Annotated in this window: 22 protein-coding genes and 1 other RNA gene; 1 reads left to right on the top strand and 22 read right to left on the bottom strand. The window is 60.2% G+C overall.

Annotated elements, in window-relative coordinates; genetic code table 11:
• Positions 1 to 168: 168 nt before the first annotated feature.
• From ftsZ to aqpZ, 5 genes are all read right to left on the bottom strand, one after another.
• Positions 169 to 1,923: a cell division protein FtsZ gene (ftsZ, locus tag NXC24_RS12365; protein WP_104823555.1), complete on the bottom strand. Its 1,755-nt coding sequence runs from the start codon at positions 1,921 to 1,923 to the stop codon at positions 169 to 171.
• Between the two features lie 110 nt (positions 1,924 to 2,033).
• Positions 2,034 to 3,365, bottom strand: a complete 1,332-nt coding sequence (gene ftsA, locus NXC24_RS12370) for a cell division protein FtsA (RefSeq protein WP_104823556.1) — start codon at positions 3,363 to 3,365, stop codon at positions 2,034 to 2,036.
• Positions 3,362 to 4,270 carry a cell division protein FtsQ/DivIB gene (locus NXC24_RS12375; protein ID WP_199773576.1) on the bottom strand — a complete coding sequence of 303 codons (909 nt, stop codon included), beginning with the start codon at positions 4,268 to 4,270 and terminating at the stop codon, positions 3,362 to 3,364. The genes ftsA and NXC24_RS12375 overlap by 4 nt, the downstream gene beginning before the upstream one ends.
• A gap of 11 nt (positions 4,271 to 4,281) precedes the next feature.
• Positions 4,282 to 5,208 (bottom strand): D-alanine--D-alanine ligase, encoded by a 927-nt coding sequence (locus NXC24_RS12380; RefSeq protein ID WP_104823558.1) that lies wholly within the window; start codon positions 5,206 to 5,208, stop codon positions 4,282 to 4,284.
• Between the two features lie 298 nt (positions 5,209 to 5,506).
• Positions 5,507 to 6,193, bottom strand: a complete 687-nt coding sequence (gene aqpZ, locus NXC24_RS12385) for an aquaporin Z (RefSeq protein WP_104823559.1) — start codon at positions 6,191 to 6,193, stop codon at positions 5,507 to 5,509.
• Between the two features lie 247 nt (positions 6,194 to 6,440).
• Here aqpZ and NXC24_RS12390 point away from each other — a divergent pair, with 247 nt between their 5' ends.
• Positions 6,441 to 7,766, top strand: coding sequence for an MFS transporter (locus tag NXC24_RS12390; protein WP_104823560.1), 1,326 nt, complete (start codon positions 6,441 to 6,443; stop codon positions 7,764 to 7,766).
• 89 nt (positions 7,767 to 7,855) lie between these two features.
• On the opposite strand, the gene murB is transcribed toward NXC24_RS12390, so the two are convergent.
• From murB to NXC24_RS12475, 17 genes are all read right to left on the bottom strand, one after another.
• Entirely contained in the window at positions 7,856 to 8,830 is a 975-nt protein-coding gene (murB, locus tag NXC24_RS12395) for a UDP-N-acetylmuramate dehydrogenase (protein WP_104823561.1), read from the bottom strand.
• Positions 8,827 to 10,242 carry a UDP-N-acetylmuramate--L-alanine ligase gene (gene murC / locus NXC24_RS12400; RefSeq protein WP_104823562.1) on the bottom strand — a complete coding sequence of 472 codons (1,416 nt, stop codon included), beginning with the start codon at positions 10,240 to 10,242 and terminating at the stop codon, positions 8,827 to 8,829. The genes murB and murC overlap by 4 nt, the downstream gene beginning before the upstream one ends.
• Positions 10,239 to 11,363, bottom strand: coding sequence for an undecaprenyldiphospho-muramoylpentapeptide beta-N-acetylglucosaminyltransferase (gene murG, locus NXC24_RS12405; protein ID WP_104823563.1), 1,125 nt, complete (start codon positions 11,361 to 11,363; stop codon positions 10,239 to 10,241). Before murG ends, murC begins: the two co-directional genes overlap by 4 nt.
• 178 nt (positions 11,364 to 11,541) lie before the next feature.
• Complete coding sequence (ftsW, locus tag NXC24_RS12410; RefSeq protein ID WP_104823564.1) at positions 11,542 to 12,696, bottom strand: putative lipid II flippase FtsW; 1,155 nt, start codon at positions 12,694 to 12,696, stop codon at positions 11,542 to 11,544.
• A gap of 1 nt (position 12,697) precedes the next feature.
• Positions 12,698 to 14,110 carry a UDP-N-acetylmuramoyl-L-alanine--D-glutamate ligase gene (gene murD / locus NXC24_RS12415; protein WP_104823565.1) on the bottom strand — a complete coding sequence of 471 codons (1,413 nt, stop codon included), beginning with the start codon at positions 14,108 to 14,110 and terminating at the stop codon, positions 12,698 to 12,700.
• A 7-nt stretch (positions 14,111 to 14,117) separates the two neighbouring features.
• On the bottom strand, positions 14,118 to 15,239 hold the full coding sequence (gene mraY, locus NXC24_RS12420) for a phospho-N-acetylmuramoyl-pentapeptide-transferase (RefSeq protein WP_104823566.1): 1,122 nt from the start codon (positions 15,237 to 15,239) through the stop codon (positions 14,118 to 14,120).
• A gap of 11 nt (positions 15,240 to 15,250) precedes the next feature.
• On the bottom strand, positions 15,251 to 16,711 hold the full coding sequence (locus tag NXC24_RS12425) for a UDP-N-acetylmuramoylalanyl-D-glutamyl-2,6-diaminopimelate--D-alanyl-D-alanine ligase (protein ID WP_104823567.1): 1,461 nt from the start codon (positions 16,709 to 16,711) through the stop codon (positions 15,251 to 15,253).
• Complete coding sequence (locus NXC24_RS12430) at positions 16,708 to 18,171, bottom strand: UDP-N-acetylmuramoyl-L-alanyl-D-glutamate--2,6-diaminopimelate ligase (protein ID WP_104823568.1); 1,464 nt, start codon at positions 18,169 to 18,171, stop codon at positions 16,708 to 16,710. Before NXC24_RS12430 ends, NXC24_RS12425 begins: the two co-directional genes overlap by 4 nt.
• Before the next feature lie 64 nt (positions 18,172 to 18,235).
• Positions 18,236 to 19,987: a penicillin-binding protein 2 gene (locus NXC24_RS12435; protein WP_104823569.1), complete on the bottom strand. Its 1,752-nt coding sequence runs from the start codon at positions 19,985 to 19,987 to the stop codon at positions 18,236 to 18,238.
• Positions 19,987 to 20,532 (bottom strand): hypothetical protein, encoded by a 546-nt coding sequence (locus NXC24_RS12440; RefSeq protein WP_104823570.1) that lies wholly within the window; start codon positions 20,530 to 20,532, stop codon positions 19,987 to 19,989. The genes NXC24_RS12435 and NXC24_RS12440 overlap by 1 nt, the downstream gene beginning before the upstream one ends.
• Before the next feature lies 1 nt (position 20,533).
• Entirely contained in the window at positions 20,534 to 21,559 is a 1,026-nt protein-coding gene (gene rsmH, locus NXC24_RS12445) for a 16S rRNA (cytosine(1402)-N(4))-methyltransferase RsmH (protein ID WP_104823571.1), read from the bottom strand.
• A gap of 14 nt (positions 21,560 to 21,573) precedes the next feature.
• Positions 21,574 to 22,014 (bottom strand): division/cell wall cluster transcriptional repressor MraZ, encoded by a 441-nt coding sequence (mraZ, locus tag NXC24_RS12450; protein WP_104823572.1) that lies wholly within the window; start codon positions 22,012 to 22,014, stop codon positions 21,574 to 21,576.
• Positions 22,015 to 22,445: 431 nt separating this feature from the next.
• Positions 22,446 to 22,845, bottom strand: an RNA gene (rnpB, locus tag NXC24_RS12455) — RNase P RNA component class A.
• A 67-nt stretch (positions 22,846 to 22,912) separates the two neighbouring features.
• Complete coding sequence (locus NXC24_RS12460; RefSeq protein WP_104823573.1) at positions 22,913 to 24,106, bottom strand: FAD-binding oxidoreductase; 1,194 nt, start codon at positions 24,104 to 24,106, stop codon at positions 22,913 to 22,915.
• 82 nt (positions 24,107 to 24,188) lie between these two features.
• The gene (locus NXC24_RS12465; protein ID WP_104823574.1) at positions 24,189 to 24,746 is read right to left on the bottom strand and encodes a transglycosylase SLT domain-containing protein; all 558 of its coding nucleotides are present in this window, start codon (positions 24,744 to 24,746) and stop codon (positions 24,189 to 24,191) included.
• Between the two features lie 266 nt (positions 24,747 to 25,012).
• Positions 25,013 to 25,774 (bottom strand): N-acetylmuramoyl-L-alanine amidase, encoded by a 762-nt coding sequence (locus NXC24_RS12470; protein WP_104823575.1) that lies wholly within the window; start codon positions 25,772 to 25,774, stop codon positions 25,013 to 25,015.
• The gene (locus NXC24_RS12475) at positions 25,771 to 26,481 is read right to left on the bottom strand and encodes a DnaJ family molecular chaperone (protein ID WP_104823576.1); all 711 of its coding nucleotides are present in this window, start codon (positions 26,479 to 26,481) and stop codon (positions 25,771 to 25,773) included. Before NXC24_RS12475 ends, NXC24_RS12470 begins: the two co-directional genes overlap by 4 nt.
• Positions 26,482 to 26,741: the final 260 nt, after the last annotated feature.

The following is a 26,741-nucleotide window of genomic DNA, read 5'->3' on the forward strand; positions in this document are numbered from 1 at the left end:
CGCATTCCAAATCACTGTTTCTTTCGCTTTGTTACGAAACCAGACGATTGAATTTGCTAGGTAATTTTAGAATTAAAGAGAGGCCGAAAATAAAGAAATCCGGGGCTCGTGAGCCCCGGATTCGATAAACATGGTTAGTATCCTATTAAAAGGATGCCCTACACCGGATCAGTTCGATTGCCGGCGCAGGAAGGCCGGGATTTCGAGCTGGTCGTCTTCCTGGCTTGCCATCCGCGCCTGCGGAACCTGGCGGCCCTGTTCGTCGAGCTGGCCACGGCGCGGAGCATAGAGGCTTGCTTCCGGCGACAGAGGACGGCGCTGCTGCGAAGCGGCACTCGGAGCCGAAGCCGTCATATCGTTGAAAGCCGGGTCCTCGTCGCGGCGGCCGAGCGAATTGGTGATTCGCTTCAGCAAGCCCATCGGGCCGCGCTCCTCGGTAGCCTGAGCGGCGACCGGCTGAGCACGATGCTCCATCTCGGCCTTAACGACCGGAGGGAAATCCTCGACTTTCGGCATGCGGACCTGCTCCGGAGCCTGCCGGATGATCGGCTCCTGGCGTACCGGCTGCTGCATCTGCATGGGGGCCGGCTGATGCTGCATCGCAGGCTGCTGATGCATGGCCGGGGCCGGCTGCTGCTGAAGCGGAGCCTGACGGACGGGCTGTGCCTCCGGTGCTGCGAAGATGCGGCTCTGAGGACGGAAGCTCTCCTCCTGAGCGACCGGCTGCTGCTGCATTACCGGCTGCTGCTGGCGGCTCATCTGGATTTCCAGTTCACGCTCCATTTCGGCTTCCGCCATACGGATGGTCTGCGCGATCGGATCGACGGCGGCCTTCGGTGCCTGCGCGACATGGGCAGGCTGAGCTGCGGCCGCTGCCGGAGCAACGGCCGCGGAGGGACGGACAGCCGGCTTTGCGACCGGACGGAATTCCATGGCCTTGTCGGCGGCTTCGTTCATCGCGCGATCGATGCCGGTCGCAACGACGGAAACGCGGATGATGCCTTCCAGCGATTCATCGAACGTGGCGCCGAGGATGATGTTGGCGTCCGGATCGACTTCTTCGCGGATGCGGGTCGCAGCTTCGTCGACTTCGAACAGGGTAAGGTCGCGGCCGCCAGTGATGGAGATCAGCAGGCCCTGCGCACCCTTCATCGAGGTTTCGTCGAGCAGCGGGTTGGCAATGGCAGCTTCTGCAGCCTGCATTGCGCGGCCCTGGCCGGAAGCCTCGCCGGTGCCCATCATGGCGCGGCCCATTTCGCGCATGACCGAACGGACGTCAGCGAAGTCGAGGTTGATGAGACCTTCCTTCACCATCAGGTCGGTGATGCAGGCAACGCCCGAATAGAGAACCTGGTCGGCCATCGAGAACGCGTCCGCGAAGGTCGTCTTGTCGTTGGCGATACGGAACAGGTTCTGGTTCGGAATGACGATCAGCGTGTCGACCGACTTCTGCAGTTCCTGGATGCCCATTTCAGCAAGCCGCATGCGGCGGCCGCCTTCGAAATGGAACGGCTTGGTGACGACGCCGACGGTCAGAATGCCCTTGTTGCGGGCGGCCTGTGCGACGACCGGCGCAGCACCCGTGCCAGTGCCGCCGCCCATGCCGGCGGTGACGAAGCACATGTGGGTACCGTTCAGGTGATCGATGATCTCGTCGATGCACTCTTCAGCAGCCGCGCGGCCAACTTCCGGCTGCGAACCGGCGCCGAGGCCTTCGGTGACATTGACGCCGAGCTGGATGATCCGCTCCGCCTTCGTCATCGTCAAAGCCTGCGCGTCCGTATTGGCGACGACGAAATCGACGCCCTGCAAACCTGCCGTGATCATGTTGTTGACGGCATTGCCGCCACCACCACCGACACCGAACACGGTGATCCGCGGCTTCAGCTCGGTGATATCTGGCTTATGCAGCTTGATAGTCATGGTACCCGTTCCTTCTCTTTATGGCCGCATCGCCACGCCGGCCAATTCACTATATTTCACTTGCCTGACCCCTGCCCGGAAAGCGCTTGCCGCGATCCGGGATCAGGCACTCAAAAACTCTCCTTCAGCCATTGGCCAACGCGGCCGATACGGCTGTTGTTACCCCCAAGCGACGAGAGCAGACCGCTGCCCGCCGCATGTGTCTCCATGTCCGCAACCTGCGGATAGATCATCAGTCCGACCGCCGTCGAAAAGGCAGGCCCCTTGGCCGCTGTCGGCAAGCCGGATACGCCCATCGGGCGGCCGATGCGGACATTGCGGGCAAGAATGCGGCGCGCCACATCCGGCAAGCCGGTCAACTGGCTGGCTCCGCCCGTGAGTACGACACGCTTGCCAACGATCGGGCTGAAACCGGAGCGCTGGATACGATCGCGGATCAGTTCCAGCGTCTCCTCGATGCGCGCCTTGACGATGCGCGACACCAGCGCCTTCGGCACCTGCGTCGGCTGGTCGCGTTCATCCTCGCCGATCGGCGGGATGGAAATCAGTTCGCGCTCTTCCGAAGAATTCGCGAGCGCGGAAGCATGAACCACCTTCAGCCGCTCGGCATCCTCGATACGGGTCGAAAGACCGCGGGCAAGGTCGGTGGTGACATGATGGCCGCCGAGGCTGACGGCGTCGGTGTGCACCAGCTTGCCTTCGGCAAAGACCGAGATCGTCGTCGTGCCGCCGCCCATGTCGATCGCGGCGCAACCGAGCTCGACTTCATCATCGACGAGAGCGGCAAGACCGCTGGCATAGGGTGTTGCCACCATGCCCTCGACAGAAAGATGCGCCCGGTTGATGCAGAGTTCGAGGTTGCGAAGCGCAGCGCGCTCCGCCGTGACCACATGCATGTCGACACCCAAGGCATCACCGAACATTGCGAGCGGATCGCGGATACCGCGTTCGCCGTCGAGCGAGTAGCCGGTTGCCAGCGAATGCAGCACGGCGCGTTCCTGACGGAGCGACTGCTGGCAGGCGGCGGCAAGCACCTTCTTCAGATCGTTTGCTTCGACTTCCTGGCCGCCCAGATCGATGGTGGCGGTGTAGATGTCGCTGCCAAGGCGACCGGCCGAAACATTGACGATCAGGCTGTCTACGGTTAGCCCGGCCATGCGTTCGGCGGCGTCGACCGAGAGACGGACGACATTTTCCAGCGCATCGAGATCGGCGATGACACCGGTCTTGATGCCGCGCGAACGCTGATGGCCGATGCCAATGATCTCGATATTATGCGTGCGGTTCGGCAGAACCTGGCTTTCCTCACGCGGCGTCAGCCGGCCGATCATGCAGACGACCTTCGTCGAGCCGATGTCGAGGACGGATACGATGTGCGACCGCTTGGAGGACAGCGGCTTCAGGCGCGGCAGACCGAAATGGGACGAACTGAATAAGCTCATGTATCCTGCCCTGCTTTCTTCAAAGCCTTGGTTCTGACATCCAACGCCGCCTGGCGGCGAAGTGCTGCGTCCGGGGTCAATTCAATGGCGGTACGGTCGTCAAGGCGAAGGTCGACGGCTGCGATATCACGCTGCAGAAGGCTTTCGTCCTTGTCGAGCTTGGTGAGCCGAGCGAGCGCACCATCGATATTGTCTTCCGGCAATTTGATGATCACGCCATTGTCGAGGTAGAGATCCCAACGGCGACCGGCGACGCGCACGAATGCCTTCACATGGCTGCGAACATCCGGCCAGTTGGCAAACTCGTCATCGATGGACGCCGCAGCCGTTTCGGCATCGCGACCGACGAAAAGCGGTAGCTTGGCGAACTTGTTGTCGCGCAACGGGGCAATCACGCTGCCGTCCTTCTGGATCAGCGAGAGTTCGGAGCCGTGCTGCCAGATGGCATAAGCCTTGCGCTCCGTGAGCTTCACTTCGACCGTCTTCGGATAGACCTTACGGACTTCGACGCCCTGCACCCAAGGCAGGCTCGCAATCTTCTGACGAGCCGCATCGACATTGAGCGCCACCAGCGACGTCGTGCCGTCGAGACCGAGAAGCTGCAGGATTTCGATTTCCGAAGTCTGATCGTTGCCGGAAACCTTCACATCTTCGATGGCAAAGCCAGCAGCCGACGTCGTCGCCTGGGCAACATCCTGCGTATGGCCACCGATCGACATGCCATAGAGGCCGGTCGCAGCGAACAGAGCGAGAGCGGAAACCGTGCCCGTATGAGCCGGAATATTGACGCGTCCGGAACCAAGGCTCACGAGGAAACGCACGGCACGACGCAGCGGGCGCGGCAACACAAACGCATCCTCGACATCGTCGATCGCGAGCGGGACGCGATGGCGGGACCGCCTCATATTTTTGACCGTCAGCGCAAACAAGACGCGTCCTCCACCATCCACCGGAGAAATTCACCAAAAGAGTAGCCGGCGTGAGCGGCCATTTCGGGCACCAGCGAGGTAGGCGTCATGCCCGGCTGGGTATTGATTTCCAGCCAGATAAGCTCGCCCTCTTCGGAAAAGCGATCGTCATAACGGAAGTCAGATCGACTGACGCCACGGCAGCCGATAGCTTGATGCGCCCTTAACGATAATGTTTGTATCTTTTGGTAAAGATTCGGTGAAATTCTGGCGGGGATGACGTGTTTTGATCCACCCTCCGCATACTTGGAATCGTAGTCGTAGAAGCTATGGCCCTGCGGCACGATCTCAGTGACGCCGAGCGCCGTATCGCCCATGACGCCGCACGTCAGCTCCCGGCCGTAGATGTAGCGCTCGACCAACACTTCGTCGCCGTAACGCCACTCGGAAGAGGTAATGATCTGCGGTGGATGCGTTTGATCTTCCTTGACGATCACGACACCGAAGCTCGAACCTTCACGCACCGGCTTCACAACGTAGGGCGGCCTCATCGGATGCTCGCCGGTAATGGCGAAACGGTTCATCACACGCGAATCGGCCACAGGAATGCCGGCGCCATCAGCCACCTTCTTGGCGCGCGACTTGTCCATGGCGAGCGCCGAGGCCAGCACGCCGGAATGCGTGTAAGGGATCTGCAGATATTCAAGGATACCCTGAATGGTGCCGTCCTCGCCGAACGGGCCATGCAAAGCATTGAAAACGACATCGGGCTTCAGATCTGCAAGGCGCGCGGACACATCGCGCTCCACATCGACACGCGTGATTTGAAAGCCTTCCAACTCGAGGGCGTCAGCACATGCTTTTCCCGAAGACAGGCTAACCGGCCTCTCCGAGGAAAATCCGCCCAAAAGGACAGCCACATGCTTGCCACCCATCAATACCCCCAATTCACACCTTCAATCGACGTTTGCTCGATGCGCCGAGCAGCGATTCTCGCGACGTCTTTGCATGCTCCATTAGAACAACATTAAGGTTAATGAAGCGTTTACTTTCGTTAACTTTCGACCGCTTTCGCCGAAGTCAATTTTTCCGAATCAAATCGAGTTGAAGAATTCTGCCATTAGAATCATGGAGTTGCTATGTTTGAATATCCACTTTTAGAAATTTTTAAACAAATAGGCCCGCGCCGAGGTCTCCGGCGCGGGCCTTCATAAGGCTTATTGCAACCCTGAATCAGTCACGATCGTCGATCAGTTTCCAGATGAGTCCGCCCAGCGCGCCACCGACGATCGGGGCCACCCAGAACAGCCAAAGCTGCTGCAGCGCCCAGCCGCCGACGAACAGAGCCTGACCGGTGGAACGGGCCGGATTGACCGACGTATTGGTGATCGGGATCGAGATCAGATGGATCAGCGTCAGTGCAAGGCCAATGGCAATCGGTGCGAACCCAGCCGGCACCCTGCTGCTGGTCGAACCGAGAATCACGATCAGGAAGAAGAGAGTCAGCACGATTTCGGCAACCAGCGCCGATACCAGCGAATAGCCGCCCGGAGAATGCTCGCCATAACCATTGGCCGCAAAACCGCCGAGCTGGAAATCAACCTTGCCGCTTGCGATCAGGTAAAGCACAGCCGCGGCAGCGATCGCGCCGACGACCTGAGCGATGATGTAGGGAATGAGCTGCGAACCGGGCAAGCGGCCGGCAACGGTAAGACCGACCGACACCGCCGGATTGAAATGGCCGCCCGATATACCGCCGACCGCAAAGGCCATGGTGAGCACGGTCAACCCAAAGGCGAAAGAAACACCGAGAAAGCCAATACCGAGGCTCGGAAAAGCTGCCGCAAAGATTGCGCTTCCGCAGCCACCAAACACCAGCCAAAATGTTCCAAGAAACTCCGCAATTAATTTTTTCTGCATGAAATCTATTCTCCCCAGCCCTCAACCAGAGCGAAAGTAAGACATTTACGAGAACGAGATTCTGGTCAAGACTTTGCTGGATAAACGCTAGCTTAAATTGCAAATGCGACCTCATTCGCCCTCAAATCAGCGATTGCGGCAGGGTTGCCGGTTTCTTGCGTCTTAGACGTTTGCGCTGAACAAAAATTGCGCTAAGGACACGTCTTACCGCTAAGATAACCTTAGCATCATCTAAATTGGTGGGACCATGACAGACGCGATATCTCCTTTATCGCCGACCCCCTCGTCATCGAACAGCGTTGTTGCGAATTCCAAGGCACGCGTTCTGATCGCGAGTCTTATCGGCACGACGATAGAATTTTTCGACTTTTACGTTTATGCGACGGCGGCGGTAATCGTCTTCCCAAAGCTGTTTTTCCCGGCTGCCGATCCGACTGCGGCGACTTTACAGTCTTTCGCAACATTCTCGATCGCCTTCTTCGCCCGTCCGATCGGCGCGATGATCTTCGGGCATTTTGGTGACAGGGTCGGCCGCAAGGCGACGCTTGTCGCAGCGCTGATGACCATGGGCCTCTCGACAGTTGTGATCGGTATGCTGCCGACCTATGAGTCGATCGGCGTTCTCGCGCCGGTACTGCTGGCGCTTTGCCGCCTCGGCCAGGGCCTCGGCCTCGGCGGCGAATGGGGCGGCGCGGTGTTGCTCGCAACCGAAAACGCTCCGGAAGGCAAGCGGAGCTGGTACGCGATGTTCCCGCAACTCGGTGCTCCCATCGGCTTCATCTTCTCGGCCGGCCTTTTTCTCATCCTGCGCGAAAGCATGAGTGATGTGGACTTCCTGAATTATGGCTGGCGCATTCCGTTCCTCATCAGCCTGGCGCTTGTTGCAGTCGGCCTCTATGTGCGCCTGAAGATCACTGAAACCCCGGAATTCCAGCGCGCAATCGATAAGGAAGAGCGCGTTTCCGTTCCGATCGCCGTTATTTTCCGTTCGCATCTGCGCAGTCTCATCCTCGGCACGATCATCGCGGTCGCGACTTTCGTGCTGTTCTATCTGATGACGGCATTCACGCTGAGCTGGGGTACCAGGCCGCTCACGGCCACACCGGCAGGTCTCGGTTATTCGCAGCAGCAGTTCTTGGTCGTCCAGCTCGTCGGCGTGGTCTTCTTCGGCCTGATGATCCCGCTTTCTGGCCTGTTGTCCGATCGCTATTCGCGCCGGCTAGTTCTGATCCTGACGACGATCGGCATCCTGATCTTCGGCCTGTTCTACTCGACGCTTCTGACCGCCGGTCTCGGCGGCGCATTCGCTTGCTCGATCATCGGTCTCGGCTTGATGGGCTTCACTTACGGCCCGATCGGTGCTGCGCTTGCTGCTCCGTTCCCGACAGCCGTTCGCTACACCGGCGCGTCGATGACCTTCAATCTTGGCGGCATTATTGGCGCCTCGCTGGCGCCCTTCATCGCCACCTGGCTGGCCTCGAATTACAGCCTCGCCTATGTCGGTTACTATCTGACGATTGCAGCCGTTCTTTCGCTGATCGGCATTCTGCTGTCAGGCAACGACGAAGTCTGAGAACTTCGCCATAACCAATTGAAAAGGCCGGGCAAAAACCCGGCCTTTTTATTGAATCAGTTTATGAACTGCAGACAGATCTGAGCCCGTTATTCCGTCGTCACACCCTGGAACGGCCGGACCTCGCGGCCGGGCATGAAGCAGCCGAGACGCTTGATTTCCCATTCCAGCTTGATACCGGAATTTTCGAAGACCTCGCGACGGACCTGCTCACCGAGATATTCGAGGTCATAGCCGGTCGCCTGCCCCATGTTGATCATGAAATTGCAGTGCAGCGATGACATCTGCGCGCCGCCGATGACGAGGCCACGGCAGCCGGCTTCGTCGATCAGCTTCCAGGCAGAATGTCCCTCCGGGTTCTTGAATGTCGAGCCACCCGTCTTTTCCCGAATCGGCTGCACGGTCTCGCGATGCGCCCGCACAGCATCCATCTCGGCTCGAATCTTGGCCCGATCCTCGGGATACCCCTCGAAAAGAACATGCGTAAAGATCAGATCGTCCGATGCCGTCGAATGGCGATAGGTGTAGCCCATCTCGGCATTGGTTAGCACATGCTTCTTGCCCTTGCGGTCAACTGCATGCACCTCGACGACGCGATCGCGCGTCTCGGAGCCGTTGGCGCCGGCATTCATACGCGCTGCGCCACCGATGCCGCCTGGAATGCCGTAATAGAAATGAAAGCCGCCGATACCGTTGTCCATGGCCATGGCGGCAACGTGCTTATCCGGGCAAATAGCGCCGGCCAGGATGCGGTTCTCACCGGCGAGCTCGACCGAACCGAAGCCCTTCGCCGAGAGGCGCAGAACGACACCCGGTATACCCCCGTCGCGCACCAGGATGTTCGAACCGACGCCGACCACCGTCAACGGCACTTCGGCCGGCAGCACCTTCAGGAAAGCGATCAGATCGTCCGTATCATGCGGCTGGAACATTAGCTCCGCCAGCCCGCCGGCGCGAAACCATGTGACGCGATCCATCGGCGCGTCCGGCGTCAACCGGCCGCGAATATCCTTTACGCTGTCGCCGAGCGACGCCAGAAGCTTTTCCCCATTTACCTGTTTCATGCGGACTTACCCGAGAGGCCTTCCAATTCCTTTGGCAATGAAGCTGCCCAATAAGTGATGCTACCAGCCCCCAAGAGAACCACAAAATCACCCGGTCGCGCAATCTCCGCGACCATGCGGGCAAGCTCTTCCTGGGACGGCAGATAGCGCGCATCGCGATGGCCGCCTGCCTTGATGCGCGACACCAGAGCTTGCGAATCCGCACCTTCGATCAGGTCTTCGCCGGCGGCATAGACGGGTGCCAGGAAAATGCTGTCAGCATCGTTGAAACAGGCGGCAAACTCTTCGAACAGGCTCGACAGGCGCGTATAGCGATGCGGCTGGTGAACAGCGATGATGCGGCCCTTGCAGGCTTCGCGCGCCGCCTTCAGCACGGCCTTGATCTCGACCGGATGATGGCCGTAATCGTCGAAAATCTTCACGCCGTTCCATTCGCCCGTCAGCGTGAAGCGACGCTTGACGCCGCCGAAGGAGGCCAGCCCCTTGGCGATCGCCACATTGGAGATGCCGAGCCGGTTGGCGACTGCGATCGCCGCGGTGGCATTGGAAATGTTGTGACGGCCGGGCATCGGCATGACGAGATCCTTGATCTCGATGACCTTCCCCGTGCGGCGCCGGCGAATTTCGATGTCGAACAGCGAGCGCGTCCCGTCGATGCGCACATTCATGAAGCGCACATCGGCCTGAGGATTTTCGCCGTAGGTGATGACCTTGCGGTCCTCGATGCGGCCGACCAGCGACTGCACTTCCGGATGGTCGAGACACATGACGCCGAAGCCGTAGAACGGCACATTCTCGACGAACTGCCGGAACGCGGCACGCACGGCGTCGAAATTGCCGTAGTGATCCAGATGCTCCGGATCGATATTGGTGACGACGGCGACATCGGCCGGCAGCTTCAGGAAGGTTCCATCCGATTCATCGGCCTCCACCACCATCCATTCGCCCTCGCCCATGCGAGCATTGGTGCCATAGGCATTGATGATGCCGCCATTGATGACCGTCGGGTCAAGTCCGCCGGCTTCGAGCAGGGTCGCGACCAGCGAGGTGGTCGTCGTCTTGCCGTGCGTGCCGCCGATGGCGATGGAGTTGCGGAAGCGCATCAGCTCGGCCAGCATCTCAGCGCGGCGCACGACCGGCAGCAACTTTTCGCGCGCGGCGGTGAGTTCGGGATTGCTCTTCTTGATGGCGGTGGAGACGACCACGACTTCCGCGTCGCCGAGATTCTCCGCCTTGTGACCGATATGGACCGTGATGCCCTTGTCGCGCAGCCGCTGCACGTTGGCGCTTTCCGACTGGTCTGACCCCTGCACGCGATGGCCGAGATTATGCAGCACTTCCGCAATCCCGCTCATCCCGATACCGCCGATACCGATAAAATGCACAAGGCCGATAGCCTTCGGCAGCTTCATACGCCCGCCCCCTTGAATTCCTGAATTGAACGTTTTGCGGCAATAGCCTCAACCATATCGGCGAGCAAGCTCGCCGCAGCCGGTTTGCCGGCCTGTTTGGCCGCAGCCGCCATCTTCGCAAGTTTCTCCGGCATCGTCATCGCGCCGCGCAGGATCGTCGAGAGCTTCTCCGGCGTCAGCTCGGCTTGCGCAATGACCTTCACGCCACCCGTGGCCGCAAGCGCAGCCGCATTGGCTGCCTGGTCGTGGTCCAGAGCATAGGGATAGGGCACAAGGATCGCCGGACGACCGATGACGGCGAGTTCCGATACAGTGGAAGCGCCGGACCGGCAGATGACGAGATGGGCGGCGCCGATGCGCTCAGCCATATCGGTGAAGAACGGCGCGACTTCGGCGCCCATCTCCAGCCGCCTGGTGCAGCTATTGACCGTCTCCATATCCTCGGGACGCACCTGCTGCGTGATGCGCAGGCGCTTGCGCAGCGGCTCCTCCAACAGGCTGATCGCCGTCGGCATTGCCTTGGAGAAGTATTGCGCACCCTGGCTGCCGCCGAAGACGACCAGATTGAAAGGATCATCCGGGCCGGACGGCACATAGGGCTGCTTCGCCGCTTCGATCACGGCCGGCCGCACGGGATTGCCTGTCGTCACCGTCTTCTCCGGAAACGCGCCGCCCTTTTCCGGCAGGAAGCCGCCAGCAATCGCCTGGACACGGGCGGCGAGCGCCTTGTTCGCGCGTCCCATCACAGCGTTTTGCTCATGAATCATCGCCGGCACGCCCATGCGGGTCGCAGCAAGCAACGGCGGTATGGTCGGATAACCGCCGAAGCCGACAACGCAGAGCGGCCTGATATTGCGGATCAGCTTGCGTGCGGCGCGCATGCCGGTCCACAGCGTCCAAAGCGACTTTGCGACCTTGATGGGATTCTTCGAACCGATCGTTGCCGACGGCACCACATGAATCTCATCAGCCGGAAACTTGCCGGCATAGCGTTCCGCGCGACTGTCGGTGACGAGGTGCACGGAATAACCGCGCTCCTTCAGCTTGTGGGCCAATGCCTCGGCCGGAAAGACGTGGCCGCCGGTTCCGCCGGCGGCAAGCAGGATAATACCTTTACTCATGATCTTCGCTCCCGCGAATACCCCCTGCGCGAGGGCATCTCCCTAATATAGGAAGCCGCCATGCCCGCGTCACTGAAGCGCTTCAAACCTCCTTCATAGACTCCCATCTTCGCGAAAGCGACCGAAGAATAGGCGTTGTCCGGGAGATGGGGATAAAGCGCAGATGGGGCCAATGCGATCACTCCGCCGGCAATCCATGCGTCACACGAAAGAGGCTGCGATCCTGCGCCCTCTTTTCCGGCCGATGGCGCGTCAGGGCCAGGATGAAGCCCGCCGTCACACAGATGGCGGTCATCGACGAGCCGCCATAGGAGATCAGCGGCAGGGTCATGCCCTTGGCGGGCAGCAATTGCAGGTTCACGCCGACATTGATGATAGACTGGATACCGATCTGCAGCACCAGGCCTGCAACGGCAAAGCGGTTGAAATCATTCTTTTCCTTATAAGCATGCGACAGGCCGCGCAGCACCAGAAAGGCGAAGATGCAGACGAGCACCATGCAGAAGACGACACCGAATTCCTCGGCAGCCACCGAGAAGATGAAGTCGGTATGGGCGTCCGGAATGATGCGCTTGACGATGCCTTCACCCGGCCCGACGCCGAACCAATTGCCGTGAATGATTGCTTCCTTGGCGGTATCGACCTGGAACGTATCGCCCTCGCCGGTCATGAACTTGTCGACGCGGAGCGCCACGTGGGGAAAGACATAATAGGCCGCCACGAAGCCACCGACGCCGAGGCCGCCGAGCACTCCGATCCACAGCCAGGGCATGCCGGCCATGAAAAACATGCCGCCCCAGACGGCGGTAGTGAGAATCGTCTGCCCAAGGTCGGGCTGGGCAACTAGGAGTGCAGCAACGATGCCGAAGAGGATGATGGCGAAGAGATTGCCCGGAATTTCCGGCTGGCGCGCATGCTCCGCAAACAGCCAGGCACAGACGACGACGAAGGCCGGCTTCATGAATTCTGATGGCTGGATGGAGAGCGCCGCGATGTTGACCCAGCGCCGCGATCCCTTGACCTCGATACCGAAGAACAAGGCGAACAGCATCATCGCCAGCGAGACGATCAGCAGAATGACCGCCGTACGGCGCACCTGCCGGGGCGTCATGAAGGAGATGCCAATCATCGTCGCGATCGCCGGAACCAGAAACAAGGCGTGACGCTTGACGAAATGGAAGGGTTCGAGCCCGATGCGCTCGGCGACGGCGGGCGACGCCGCGAACGAGAGCATGAAGCCGATGCCGATCAGCAGGATGAACAATGCCAGGAAAATACGGTCGATGGTCCAGAACCATTCGGCCAAGGCCCCACGCTCAACGCGGCTTACCATATCAATCGCCTCCTGTTGCTGACCCGACCAGCATGGTGACACCTTCGACCGCAGCCACGTGGCTGACGAAGGCATCACCCCTGACCTCGAAATTCTTGTACTGATCGAAGCTTGCGCAAGCCGGTGACAACATCACCGCCGCCGTCTCGTGTTCGTCCCTGTCGGCGTCGGCTGCGGCATGGGCGACAGCGCGCTCCAAAGTGCCGGATATTTCGTAGGGCACCTGCTCGCCGAGCGTCGCCGCGAAGGCCGGTGCCGCTTCACCGATCAGGTAGGCCTTGGCTATGCGCGGGAAGAGCGGCGCCAGCGTCGTGATACCGCCTTCTTTCGGCAGGCCGCCGGCGATCCAGTAGATATGATCGTAGCTCGAGAGCGCAGGTGCGGCGGCATCCGCATTGGTCGCCTTGGAATCATTGACGAACACGACGCGGCCACGCCGGCCGACCGGCTGCATGCGATGCTTGAGGCCAGGAAAGGATTTGAGCCCGGCGCGGATATCGTCAGCGGAAACACCGACAGCCAGACATGCGGCTATCGCCGCCGCGGCATTCTGCGCATTGTGACCGCCGCGCAGCGTCTGGATGCCGTCGAGATCGGCAATGTCCGAGGTTGCCCCAGTCGATGCCTGGACGATGCGGCTGCCTTCGGCATAAAGCCCGTCAGCCAACGCATGCCGGCGCGAGATGCGGGTAACCTTGCCGCCCGCCCGTTCGACGCGATCGGCAATCAGCGAAGAATAGCTGTCGTCGACGCCGATGACGGCAACGCCGCTGCCGGCCACCAGCCGTTCCTTGATATCGGCATAATGCTGCATCGTGCCGTGCCGGTCGAGATGATCGGGCGTCAGATTGAGTAGAATGCCGGCGGAAGGATTGAGGGTCGGGGCGAGATCGATCTGATAGGAAGAGCATTCGACGACGTAGTAGCGCTCCGCCTTCGGCGGCTCCAACGTCAGGATGGCCGTACCGATATTGCCACCGAGCTGCGTATCGCGGCCGCTCGAGTGCAGGATATGGGCAATCAATGCCGTCGTGGTCGACTTGCCGTTGGTGCCGGTGATGGCGATGAAGGGGCACTCCGGCGCATGCGCCCGCCGCTCGCGGACGAAGAGCTCGACATCGCCGATGATCTCGACACCGGCTGCGTGAGCGAGATCGACGGTCCAGTGCGGCCTCGGATGCGTCAGCGGCACGCCGGGCGACAGCACGAATGCCGAGAGGCCGCTCCAGTCGATCGTTCTGAGATCGGCGGCCGGGATACCTTCGGCCGCAGCCTTCGCCACGCTGTCGGGATTGTCGTCCCAGGCAGTCACCTCGGCACCACCGGCGACAAGCGCCCGCGCGGTGGCAAAACCCGAGCCACCGAGGCCGAACAATGCGACCTTTTTCCCCTTGAGCGTGGTGACAGGGATCATCGCCGCCTCACCGAAGCTTCAAGGTCGAGAGGCCGATCATCGCCAGGATGACCGCAACGATCCAGAAGCGCACGACCACTTGGCTTTCCGTCCAGCCCTTCTTCTCGAAGTGATGGTGGATCGGCGCCATCAGGAAGACGCGCCGGCCGGTCATCTTGAAGAAACCGACCTGGATGATGACCGAAAGCGCCTCCAGCACGAAGAGACCGCCGATGATCGCCATGACGATCTCATGCTTGGTAGCAACTGCCACCGAACCGATCATGCCGCCCAGCGCAAGAGAACCGGTGTCGCCCATGAAAATGGCCGCCGGCGGCGCATTGAACCAGAGAAAGCCGAGGCCGGCGCCGATAACAGCGCCCAACACCACGGCCAATTCGCCGGTACCGGGCACGAAGTTGATCGCCAGATAGTCGGCGAAGACATAGTTGCCGGCGAGATAGGCGATAACGCCGAAGGAGGCGGCGGCAATCATGACCGGCACGATGGCAAGCCCGTCGAGACCGTCGGTCAGGTTGACAGCGTTACCGGCGGAAACGATGACGAAAGCACCGAACAGCACGAAGAACATGCCGAGATTGAGCATGAAATTCTTGAAGAACGGGAACGCGATCGACGAACCGAAGGTCGAACCGGCGGTACCGGAGGACAATGCCGTACTCATCATAAAATAGACGGCAATGGCGGCGATGACGAATTCGATGCCGAGGCGGGCGCGGCCGGAAAAGCCCTTATCGCTCTGCTTCGTTACCTTGAGATAATCGTCATAGAAGCCGATGGCACCGAAGCCCAATGTCACCAGCAGCGTCGCGACCACATAGACGTTGGCAAGATCGGCCCAAAGCATTGACGACACGACGATGCCGGCCAAAATCATCAGCCCGCCCATGGTCGGCGTACCTGCCTTCTTGAAATGAGTCTGCGGACCGTCGGCGCGAATCGGCTGGCCCTTACCCTGGCGTACACGCAGGGAAGAGATGATTCGCGGCCCGAAGAGGAAGACGATCAACGCCGAAGTGAACAAAGCGCCGCCGGTGCGGAACGTGATGTATCTGAACAGATTGAGAAATCTGAAATGAGTACTGAAAAAATGAACGTGGTCCGACAGTTCGGCAAGCCAGATCAGCATAAGAGCCCTTTCTAAAGCCCCTGATGGGAGTGGGGCTCCGTGTCGGCAAATGCTGGAAACTTGTCAAGCAAAGCTGCCACGATCTTCCCGAATCCTATCCCCAGCGACGATTTCACCATCAAAACGTCGCCAGGGGCGACCGAGTTGATCACGAATTCCGAGAGCTCCTCCGTCGTCTCACGATATTCGACATGAACACTTTCCGGCAGCGCATCCCTCAACGCCGCCATCTCCGGACCTGCCAGCCAGACATGCTCGATGCCTGCCGCCAGCAGCGGACCGGCAAGATTGGCATGCACTCTCTGGGCATAATCCCCCATTTCCAGCATATCGCCGAGGATGGCGATCCGCCTGCCCGCTCTAGCGCCGACATTGGCATCCGGCGAAGATGTCGCCAGCAGCGCGATGGCCGCGCGCATGGATGCAGGGTTGGCGTTGTAGCTTTCATCAATCAGCGTGAAGTAGCCATTGGCGATTGCGCGCTTATGGCGCTGCCCCCTGCCCTTTTCCGCCTGCAGCGTCGCCAGCGCATCGACCGCCTTGTCGAGATCGGCCTCGACGAGCATCACTGCACCGAGGACAGCCAGCGCGTTTTCCGCGATATGCCGGCCTGGCGCTCCGATCGCCACTTCCATCGTCTCGCCGCCAATTGTCAGCCACAGCGTCGAATTCTCTTCCGAGGCGTTAAATTCCGCGAGCCGCACATCCGCCTTGGCATGCTGGCCGAAACTGTGCACATGCTCGACGCCGGCGGCCAACGCAGCGCGCTCCAGGAAATCGAACTGATCGTTGTCCCGGTTGAGGATGACGTGACCGCCCGGCACGACGCCGTCGAAAATCTCCGCCTTGGCAGCGGCAATCTCGGTGATGTTCTTGAAATTGCCGAGATGGGCCGGCGCAATCGTGGTGATGATCGCCACATGCGGCTGCACCATTCTCGTCAGCGGCCGGATCTCCTCCGGATGGTTCATGCCGATCTCGAAAACACCGAAATCCGTATCTTGAGGCATGCGCGCCAAACTCAGCGGCACGCCCCAATGATTGTTGAAGGAGGCGACGGAGGCATGCACCTTGCCCGAGGGCGACAATGTCCGGCGCAGCATCTCCTTTGTGGTGGTTTTGCCGACCGAGCCAGTCACAGCGATGATGCTCGCCTGCGTACGCTGACGGGCGGCAACGCCAAGCCTGGCGAGCCCAGCCAATACGTCGTCGACAACGATCTTTGGCACGGTCAGCCGGCCCATCGCCGGCAACCGCGCCTCGCTGATCACGATCAACGCCGCGCCGTTCGCCATCGCCAAGTTGGCGTAGTCATGGCCATCGACGCGATCGCCCTTGATGGCGAAGAAAGCTTCGCCCGGCTTGATCGAACGGCTGTCGATGGAAATCCCCGTAACGCCCTCAGGCAGCACTCCGAAGGAGCGGCCCGCAATGGCGGCGATCATGTCTTCAGTTGTCCATAGCCAGCTCAAGACTTTACCTCCTCCAGTGCTTTGCGCAGTTCGGCATGGTCGGAGAAAGGCAGCGTCACGCTGCCGATCGTCTGACCTTCCTCATGCCCCTTGCCCGCGACGATCAGCGTATCGCCGGATTTCAGCATGCCGACTGCCTCGCGGATCGCCTTGGCGCGATCGCCGATCTCGGTGGCGCAGGGTGCCGCGGCCATGATCTCGGCGCGGATCGCCGCCGGCTCTTCGGAGCGCGGATTGTCGTCGGTGACCACAACCACATCGGCTAGACGGCAGGCGATTTCGCCCATGATCGGCCGCTTGCCGCGATCGCGGTCGCCGCCGCAGCCGAAGACGACGATGACACGGCCGGTGGTGAACGGCCGCACCGAATTCAGCACATTTTCCAAGGCATCCGGCTTGTGCGCATAGTCAACATAGGCAAGTGCGCCATCATGGGTATGACCGACAAGCTCCAATCGCCCGGAAGCGCCGGAGAGCTTTTCCAGCGCCGCCATGGCAACCGGCGCGGCAACGCCGGTGGAAATGGCAAGACCGGCGGCAACGAGCGTATTGGCCACTTGGAAATCGCCGGCAAGCGGGATGTGAACCTCGAAAATATCGTCACCCAGATGCACTTCCGCGATCTGCTTATGACGGAAATGCTCGACACGCTTCAACGCCAGGAAATCGCCCTTGCGGCCGACAGTGCGTATATCCTGCCCCGCGTTGCGCGCAGCGGCAATCGCCTGTTCCGACCACGCATCGTCGGCAAAGATCACGGCCGGCGAGCCTTTCGGCAGCAGATCCCTGAACAGCCGCATCTTGGCGGCCAGGTAATCCTCGACGGTCGGGTGATAGTCCATATGGTCGCGGCCGAGATTGGTGAAGGCGGCAGCAGCAAGCCTGACGCCATCGAGGCGGAATTGGTCGAGGCCATGGCTGGAGGCTTCCATCGCCGCATGGGTGACGCCCTCATCCGAAAGCTCGGCAAGCAACTGATGCAGCGACACCGGATCGGGTGTCGTCAGCGAACCGTAATCGTTACGCGTCGGTGATATAACACCGGTCGTTCCAATCATTGCCGCCGGATGGCCCGCATGCGCCCATATCTGCCGAGTGAAAGAAGCGACGGAGGTCTTGCCGGCGGTGCCGGTAACGGCGACCATCGTCTCCGGTTGCCTGTCGTAAAAGCGGGAAGCAGCAACGGCGAGGAAACGCCGCGGCTCCGCAACGGTCAACAGCGGCGCACCAGCGGCGACCGCACCCTGGCCGGCAACAATGACAGATGCACCACGCAAAACGGCATCAGCAATGAAACTTGCGCCATCGGCCTTCGTGCCGGCGACAGCTATGAAAGCCATGCCGGGCGCAACCTTACGGCTATCGGCGGAAAGGCCTGTTATCTCAAGATCGCCAAGTGTCCCGCCAATTTGTTCATTGAGTTCCGGAAACGCATTTCCGGCAATATCCCGCAAGTTCATCGAATATACTTTTCGTTCTTGATCAGTCCGCCCCTCGCGAATCGACCCGTTTATTCTTTCACGCTTAATAAGACACCAGCAAGGCGGAGTTACCGTTTCCGAAACTCGGTTGGATTCCGAGGATCGGCGCTGCCCGGGCGATGATATCGCGAGCGATCGGCGCCGCCGTGTATGCCGAGATCGTGCCGCCATGTTCACCGGTCTTCGGCTCGTCGCAGAAGGTCATGATGACATATTGCGGATTGTCGATCGGGAAGGCAGCCAGGAAGGTGTTGAAGTTCAGCGTATGCGAATAGTGGCCGTTGACGACCTTGTCGGCCGTGCCGGTTTTACTGCCAACATCGTAGCCGGGCACGCGAGCGGCGCGGCCGGAACCCTTGGAGCCGTTGAAATCGAGCAGGAAGCGGATGTCGTCGCTCGTGCTCTTCTTGACGACAGTCTTGGCGATCGCGTCGGCCTGTTCGCGGGTCCGCGGCAGGAAGGTCGGCTCGATCAGCTTGCCGCCATTGACGAGAGCCGCACCGGCAACCGCTGTCTGCAGCGGCGTGGTGGAGACGCCGTGGCCGAAGGAGATGGTAATCGAGTTGATCTTCTTCCACACGCGCGGCTGCGTCGGCATCTTCACTTCCGGCAGCTCGGTGTTCAACTTGGTGAGCAGCCCCATCCGCGTCAGGAATTCCTTGTGCGCGTCGATACCGACTATGTCGGCAATCTTTGCCGTGCCGATGTTGGACGAATACTGGAAGATTTCCGGAACCGTCAGCACACGATGCTGACCGTGGAAGTCGTGAATGGTGAAGCCGCCGATGCGGATCGGATTGGTGGCGTCGAAGGCATCGCGCAGCGTCACCTTGCCAGCATCAAGCGCCATCGCCATGGTGAAGGTCTTGAACGTCGATCCCATTTCGAACGTGCCGTTCGTCATACGGTTCAGCCAGCCTTCTGCAGCGCCTTCGTTCGGATAATTCGGATCGAAATCGGGTGCCGACGCCATGGCCAGCACTTCGCCGGTGCGGGCGTCGAGCACCGCGGCACCGGCACCCTTTGCCTGGAAATTATTGACGGCATTGACGACGGCGTCATGCACGATGTCCTGCACGCGAAGATCGATCGACAGCTTCACCGGCTGCAGCGGCTGGTCGGTGGTCATGCCGGCAGCCGCGAGATCGGCAAGCCCCTGGTCGTCGATATATTTCTCCATACCGGTGACGCCGCGGTTGTCGATATTGACGTAGCCGAGAATATGGGCAGCGGTCGAACCGCCGGGATAGAAGCGGCGTTTTTCCGGACGGAAACCGATGCCGGGAATGCCGAGCGCCAGGATCTGGCTCTGCTGTTTCGGCGTCAACTGGCGGCGAAGCCAGGCGAAATGCGAGGTTTTGACGGCCAGCTTTTTATAGGTGCCCTTGGTGTCGAGATCGGGCAGCACGGTGCGCAATTGCTCGACCGCTTCATCGGGATCGATGATCTTGTTCGGTTCGGCAAACAGCGACACCGTGCGGATATCGGTCGCAAGCAGTGCGCCGTTGCGGTCGACGATATCGGGGCGCGATGCCATCAGCCGGTCCGGCGGCAGGATGCTCGACGTCGTATCCGGCGGCGTCATGGCGAACTGAGCAAGACGACCGCCGATGATGCAGTAGACAACGGCAAAGCTCGCAACCAACAGAATGACGCGGCTTTTGGCCTGATTAGACTTGCGCTTACGGGCACCTTCGAAGGTCGAACGGCCAAAGCCGTCATTCGGGCGGTTATTGCCGTCGGTGGAGAAATGTGCCTTGCTTTTCAAGACCATGATGCGCGAAAGAAAAGACATCACTCGTCCACCGATCCCGTTGCGATATTGTCGACTTCTTGTTTTTTGCGCTTCAGCAGCGACGGCGCCTTGGCGACCGGACGCGGCGCGGGAGCGGCGGCGACATCGGCGATCGCCTTCCTGATCTCGGCATCCGTCGTGTCGCCACTCTTCGATGCCGCGCTGGCGCTCGAGTGGGGTTTCGCATTTCCGGCCTTGGTCGTCTTGTCAGGCGTGGCGGCATCCTTGGCATCGGCGACGGTTTCCGGCGGAACCTGCGAGCGGAGCATCGGCAATTCGCTCGGCTGAACAATCGCCGTCGACAGCGTCGGCTGCAATTTGAGTTCGCTGCTGTAGTTGTTGACCAATCGCTCCAGGCGGTTTGGCTGCACGACCAGCGCCCAATCCGCCTTCAGAAGCTCGATCGTGTCCTTCTCCAGCTTGATTTCCGATTCGAGGCGGTGAACCTCTTCGAGCTTCAGTTCGGCACGATGCTTGATCGTGTAGGTCACGGTGGCCATCGCTGTCATGACGCCAATCAGGACGATGTCAAAAGTCTTCAGCATATCAACCTCCGAGCTTTCCGAGACTGGCGAGATTGGGCAGATCGAAGATCGAGAGATCGGCAGCCTCGGCGGGCGCAGCGGTGCGAAGACCCGCGCGCAGCTTGGCCGAACGCGCCCGCGGATTGGCCTCCGCTTCCGCATCGCTTGCCGAAACCATCGACTTGCCGATCGGATCGAAGGTCGCGAGCCGCTCATGAACCATGGGCATATGACGAGAACCGGTGGCACGGCCGGAGCGATCGGCGAAGAACTTCTTGACGATCCGGTCTTCCAGTGAATGAAAGGTAACGACAACCAGACGCCCGCCGGGCTTCAGCACGCGCTCGGCCGCAAACAGCGCCTGCGCCAATTCGCCAAGCTCGTCGTTGACGAAAATGCGCAGCGCCTGGAAAACACGGGTCGCCGGATGGATCTTGTCCTTGGCCTTTCGCGGCGTGACGATCTCGATCAGACCAGCGAGATCGCGGGTCGTAACGAACGGCGCTTCCGCCCGACGCTTTTCGATCGCATGGGCAATGCGCGGCGCCTGCTTTTCTTCCCCGAGGAAGGCGAAGATACGGATGAGATCGGCGAGCTTGGCGCGGTTGACGACATCGGCGGCCGATACGCCACTTGCCGACATGCGCATGTCGAGCGGGCCGTTCTTATTGAACGAGAAACCGCGCTCGGCCTCGTCGAGTTGCATGGAAGAGACACCGATATCGAGCACGACACCATCGAGCCCACCCTGCGGCGCATGATCGGCAAGCTGCGAAAACTGCGAACGAATAAGTGAAAGATGACCCGCATGAGCGGCAACCATCGCCTGCCCCGCCGCGATCGCCGTCGGATCACGATCGAGCGCGATCACATCGGCACCACCAGACAGAATAGCAGAGGTATAGCCACCAGCACCGAACGTGCCGTCGAGAATGACCTTGCCGGCGGCCGGTGCCAGCGCCTCAAGCACCTCAGCAAGAAGAACCGGAATGTGACGAACCGGTCCGCCACCAGCATCAGTCGAGCCTCCGCCAGGATTCGCCGCCATTCCGTTTCCCCGTTCTATTCTGAGCGCCTGCCCGCCAGCTTGCGCTCCTCTCGTGCCTGCGCCTGCAAGACCTGAAAAGCCTCCGGCTGCCACAGTTGAAAATGATCCGCCCGACCAACGAAGGTCACCTCGTTGGCGATACCGGTGAAACCGCGGATAAAATCCGTGACCATCAGCCGCCCTTCCGCATCGAGCCTCATAAAGACCCCGCCCCCGTGAATGAGGAGCGACATCTGGTTCGCCGCCGGCGAAAAAGGATCGTCCGCCGCAATCTGCCGCTCGAACCGATCGAGCAGATCGAGACCGCCGACGCTGATCGCCGGAAACACAAAATCCTGGAAACAATACAGCTCCTGGATATTGCGCTCCGCCAGCACGGAACGAAATGCCGCCGGCACGGATACCCGGCCCTTGGCATCGATCCTGTTGGTCGCATTCGATAGGAAGCGGTTCATGACGCGAAACACCCGTTTCCCATGACTTACGGGCGATCATTCGCCCGCAGACATAGCCAAAATCGGACACAGCTTCGCAAGCCGAAAGAGAGAATACTCTTCCGACACCCCCAAGAAAGGAGGGATCATGGCTTTGCGATGAATGGGCGATGATTTGCCCTTGTGCAGTGTGCTTTTGGGATACCATGGGACCATATGGGCGTCAATGGGATGAAGCCACAGAGACGTGGCCACAGCCTGAATATTCATAACCCGTTAAGTTTAACGAAAGGTTATGATCGCCCTGAACCGCCGATCCAAAACGGATTGTTTTCACAGACGAAAACCCCTCCGCCGACACGGTCGGAAGACCGAAAAACCAAGGCTTTTGGCGGTCTGAGAAATTGTTTCCACAGGGCAATGACGAGCATCGACGCCGGTCGAAAATATGATTTGCCAGTTGGCCTGTAAGCCGGGTTCTGTATGGCTCCGGCCGAGGCCGGAACGTGGCAGCCATTCATCTGGGACGACGCTTGCGCGCCGCCTCTTGCAACCCACCCGGATGACCGGCCCGGAAACGGGCTGGACCGCTTTCGCGATCCGCGTCATCCCTATTCGGTTTTGCTCCCGGTGGGGTTTACCGTGCCGCCGCTGTTGCCAGAGACGCGGTGGGCTCTTACCCCACCCTTTCACCCTTACCCGATCCGAAGACCAGGCGGTTTGCTTTCTGTGGCACTTTCCCTGAGGTTGCCCCCGCCGGACGTTATCCGGCACCGTGTTTCCGTGGAGCCCGGACTTTCCTCACCCCACCGCCTTTCGGCATTGGTGAGGCGCGGCTGCCCGGCCAACTGGCAGGGCTCCATTAGCCGAGAGCGCCGGCAATTGCCATCGAAATATGCAGCTTTATTTCCGTTCGGACCTAAGTACGGAAATGTGCAGAGAAATCCGTGCGGTAGCCGTCGTCCTTGATTCGGCCTTCGAGCAGCAGTTCGGCGCCGAGCCTGCCGATCTCGTCCGAACTCTTCGCCGCCGTGCCGCAGCCACCCGTTAGCACCGCTACGCGTGGTGACGACGTGTAACCGATCATGGGATAGCCAGTCGGCGAATAGGAAACGGCACAGGAATTGGTGAACGTCGATGGCCCTGTCAGGCTCGGAACCAGGTCGTGGATGATCCGCGTCAGGTGATCGCGTGCCTTGTCGCGACCGGCGGTTCGAAACCACTTACGCAAATCCGGCTCGTTTTCGAACTGGAGATCGTCTGGATCGCCGCCGATCTTGATGTAGTATTTCCCGTCAGGATAGCGGATCGGCGGCAGCAGGTAGATGCTGTCGGTATGGTCAGGCCTCGAAGATATCAGCGACGGCATGGCCGAGAGCGCCTCGGCCTCCGCCTCGCCCACCTCGAAGAAAGCCACAGTGCGACCATAAACCTTCACTTCAACCGGCTGCGGCAACAGATTCTCGGCAATGGAGAAACTGCCGGCGGCAAGCAGGACTCTCTCCGCCCGGAACGTCTCGCCTTCCGCCGTTGTGACGACCGCCAGACGGTCCTCGTCGCGGATCGAGACAACCGTCTGCTTGATGACGCGAGCCCCCGCCTTCTCCGCCAGCAACGACTGTGCCTTCACCAGCCGCCGCGGGCTGATATGTCCCGCGCCTTTCGGCTCGTAGACGCCCTCGCTGCCTTCAGCAAAGGAGAAGAAGGGGAATTTCGCCTTCAGCGCAGCGTCGTCCAGAAGCTCCGTCCGGACACCGAGCCGAGCTGCCGCATCGACGACATTGCTGACGTAGTCATGGGCGCCGCCACGCTTGGACCCGACCACAAGGCAGCCGACCGGGGCGTAGAATTGAATGCCGCTGTCGCGCTCGATCTCCGCATAGCGGCCGATCGAACGGTTGGCGAGCCGCGCCCAGTCGGCGTCGGGATCGATGGTGCGGGTGATCCGGCCTTCGTCATAGTGACTGCCGAAAACGCCCTGGTGGTTCACACGGTCTTCGGGCTCGTCCGGGCCGATGACGGCTATGCCGTCTGTCTGTTTGGCCAGATGGCGCGCGGCAGCAGCCCCCATCATTCCTCGACCGACGACGATGAACCTGAAATCCGCTGCCATGTTATGTCCCTCGCAAATGATCGCAAATTCGATAACATGGAAAGCGAGTCCGCCCCACCCGCAATCCTCTTAAAAGCGGCGATTAATCGAGGAGCGCCAGCACCTTACCGCAATATTTCTGCGAGACCGGATTCATGCGCGTTGCTGCATGACCGGCATTGTATTTGAGGATGGTGTTGCAGGTTGGTCCACCGCCAAGTTGCTGTGCCGCGGCGAGGTATTTCATGCCGAACTTGATGTTCGTCTCGGGATCGTAAAGTCCCTTGGCACTGCCCGAATAGCCCATCAGCTTTGCGGTCGTGGGCTTGATCTGCATCAGGCCGATCTCGCCGGCACTACCGCGCCGTTTTGGATTGAAATTGCTTTCGATCTGAATGACCGCGGTCGCCAATTCGACCGGCACGCCGTTCTGCTTAGCGTATTTGGTAATCAGCGCCGAATAGGGATTTTGCGTCGTGAAGGAGTTTTCCGCATCTCTCAATTCGGCGGGGACACTCGGCATTGGATAGCCGACCGTACGCGTAATGATCTGCAGGGGGACGGTCTGGGTTTTCTCGCCGTGGGGGTCGGCATAGGCGCAATCATATCCTGTCAGCAGTACGCTCACGCACGCTGCCGCCGCAACAATCAGATTTTTCATTTAGTCTTTTGTCTCCGAGCGCGGAACCGTGGACAGCACAAGCCATCAGTCCGGCGGGAGGCAAAAAGAGCCGCCGGAGTTCACGGTCCCCGTTATTCTTTACGGCCGCGCGACACACAAACTAACTTGCGCGACCGCCGTTCAAGCGGGCGCCGTTAGACCAGCCCAATGCGGAGATAATAGGGAAATGATGTGGCGCTGAAGCACGTTACGCATTTTGAGCGTTACGGCGTCTATTCCACCGTAAAAACGAGGCCCACCTACCCTTAGGAGAAGCGAGGCAGCGCGGACAGCAAACGATGAAGTGTATCGATGGTCGAAAAATCGGCGATCCCATCCACTCGCTCCTGGCGAAAATGGCGCTGGAAAGCCTCGACGTCTCCCGCCAGTTTTGTGGAGAATTCGCCTGTAATTTCCGTTTCATAACCATAGAGCGAGAGCATGGATTGCAAAGCCTCGATCGGCTGCCCGACATCGCCCCTCTGAAAGAACCGCCCGCCGGTGATCGGCGTCGGTTCGACCCAGTGGCCGACGCCCGCTTCGGCCAGTCGCGCCCACGGAAATTTTTCGCCCGGATCGACCTTGCGAACAGGAGCGACATCGGAGTGTGCAAGCACACGCTCAGGTGAAATCGCCCAGCGATGGCCGCAATCACGACACAGTTCGATGACCGCCTCGATCTGTGCATCGGGAAAATCCGGCAGCCCGCCGGGATGACCGGCATTGGCGATTTCGATGCCGATCGACAGCGAATTGATGTCGGCCTCGTTATGCCAGACGCTCTTGCCGGCATGCCAGGCACGACGTTCCTCCGGTACGAGCTGGATCACCCGCCCATCCTCGAAGACGAAGTAATGGCTCGACACCTGGCTCTCGTCGCGACAGAGCCAATCAAGCGCGCCTTCGGCCGTGCCCATGCCGGTATAGTGCAGCAGGATCATGTCTGGCTTGCGCCCGTCCCGCCGCTCGCCATGGTTCGGCGACGGCTGCACGCTGGCACCGGAAAAATCTGCCGCAAAGGAACTCATGCAGCGCGGCGTTCTTTCTCGATTTCCGCGTAGGCTGCATTGAGCGCCGCCATGCGCTCATTGGCGATGAGGTGGAATTCCTCCGGCACACCGCGCGAGACGAGGCGGTCAGGGTGATTCTCATAGACCAGGCCATGATAGCGGCGACGGATGGTCGTGAAATCGTCCTGGGGCGATACGCCGAGCACCTTGTAGGGATCGCGGCCGCCGGCGCTGACATGGCGCGCCATGATCTGTTCGAAACGCTGCTCGCTCATATGGAAGATCTGAGCAATATGCTGCAGGAAGGCCATTTCCTTCTCGTGGATCAGACCATCAGCCTTGGCGATATGGAAGAGACCATCGAGCACGTCTTCCAGCACCGGGCAATTCTTCGCGCAGGTGACGCAGAGCGACGACAGCTTTTCTGCATAGGCCTCGTAGCCCGCAACGTCCTGGCGTGCCAGATTATAAAGACGTGCGACGTTCTTCGCCTGATCCGGCGGAAATTCGAAAATCTCACGGAAGGCGTTGACCTCGTTTTCGGTCACCACGCCATCGGCCTTCGCCATCTTGGCGGAAAGCGCGATGATAGCGACGGAAAAGGCCACCTTGCGGCGGGTCTCCGGATCGCCTTCGAACAGCGTACGAATGGCTTCGACCACTGCCGACAGGGCATTGCCAGCGGTGCCACCAACAGCATTCAGCAATTTTTCCCAAAACGACATGATGGTCTCAATTACCCCTTCTGAATAGAAACACGTTGATCAAATAATGGTTGCGATTGCAAGGAGTCCATTGGTCGCACAGACGAAAACACTTTTCACAATTCGGTAATGATGGCGTGTTCGAAGCTGTGATTTGCGATTCCGCCGGATCGGGCAACTCATTGCCCGGATGAAAAAGCAAGCACGCATTTCTTAAATTCTTTACTTTACAGCCATGCCCGCCTGTCGCATCCATTCCGAGGCAATCACCGAAATGAGGC

This window comes from Rhizobium sp. NXC24, assembly GCF_002944315.1.
Lineage (GTDB): Bacteria > Pseudomonadota > Alphaproteobacteria > Rhizobiales > Rhizobiaceae > Rhizobium.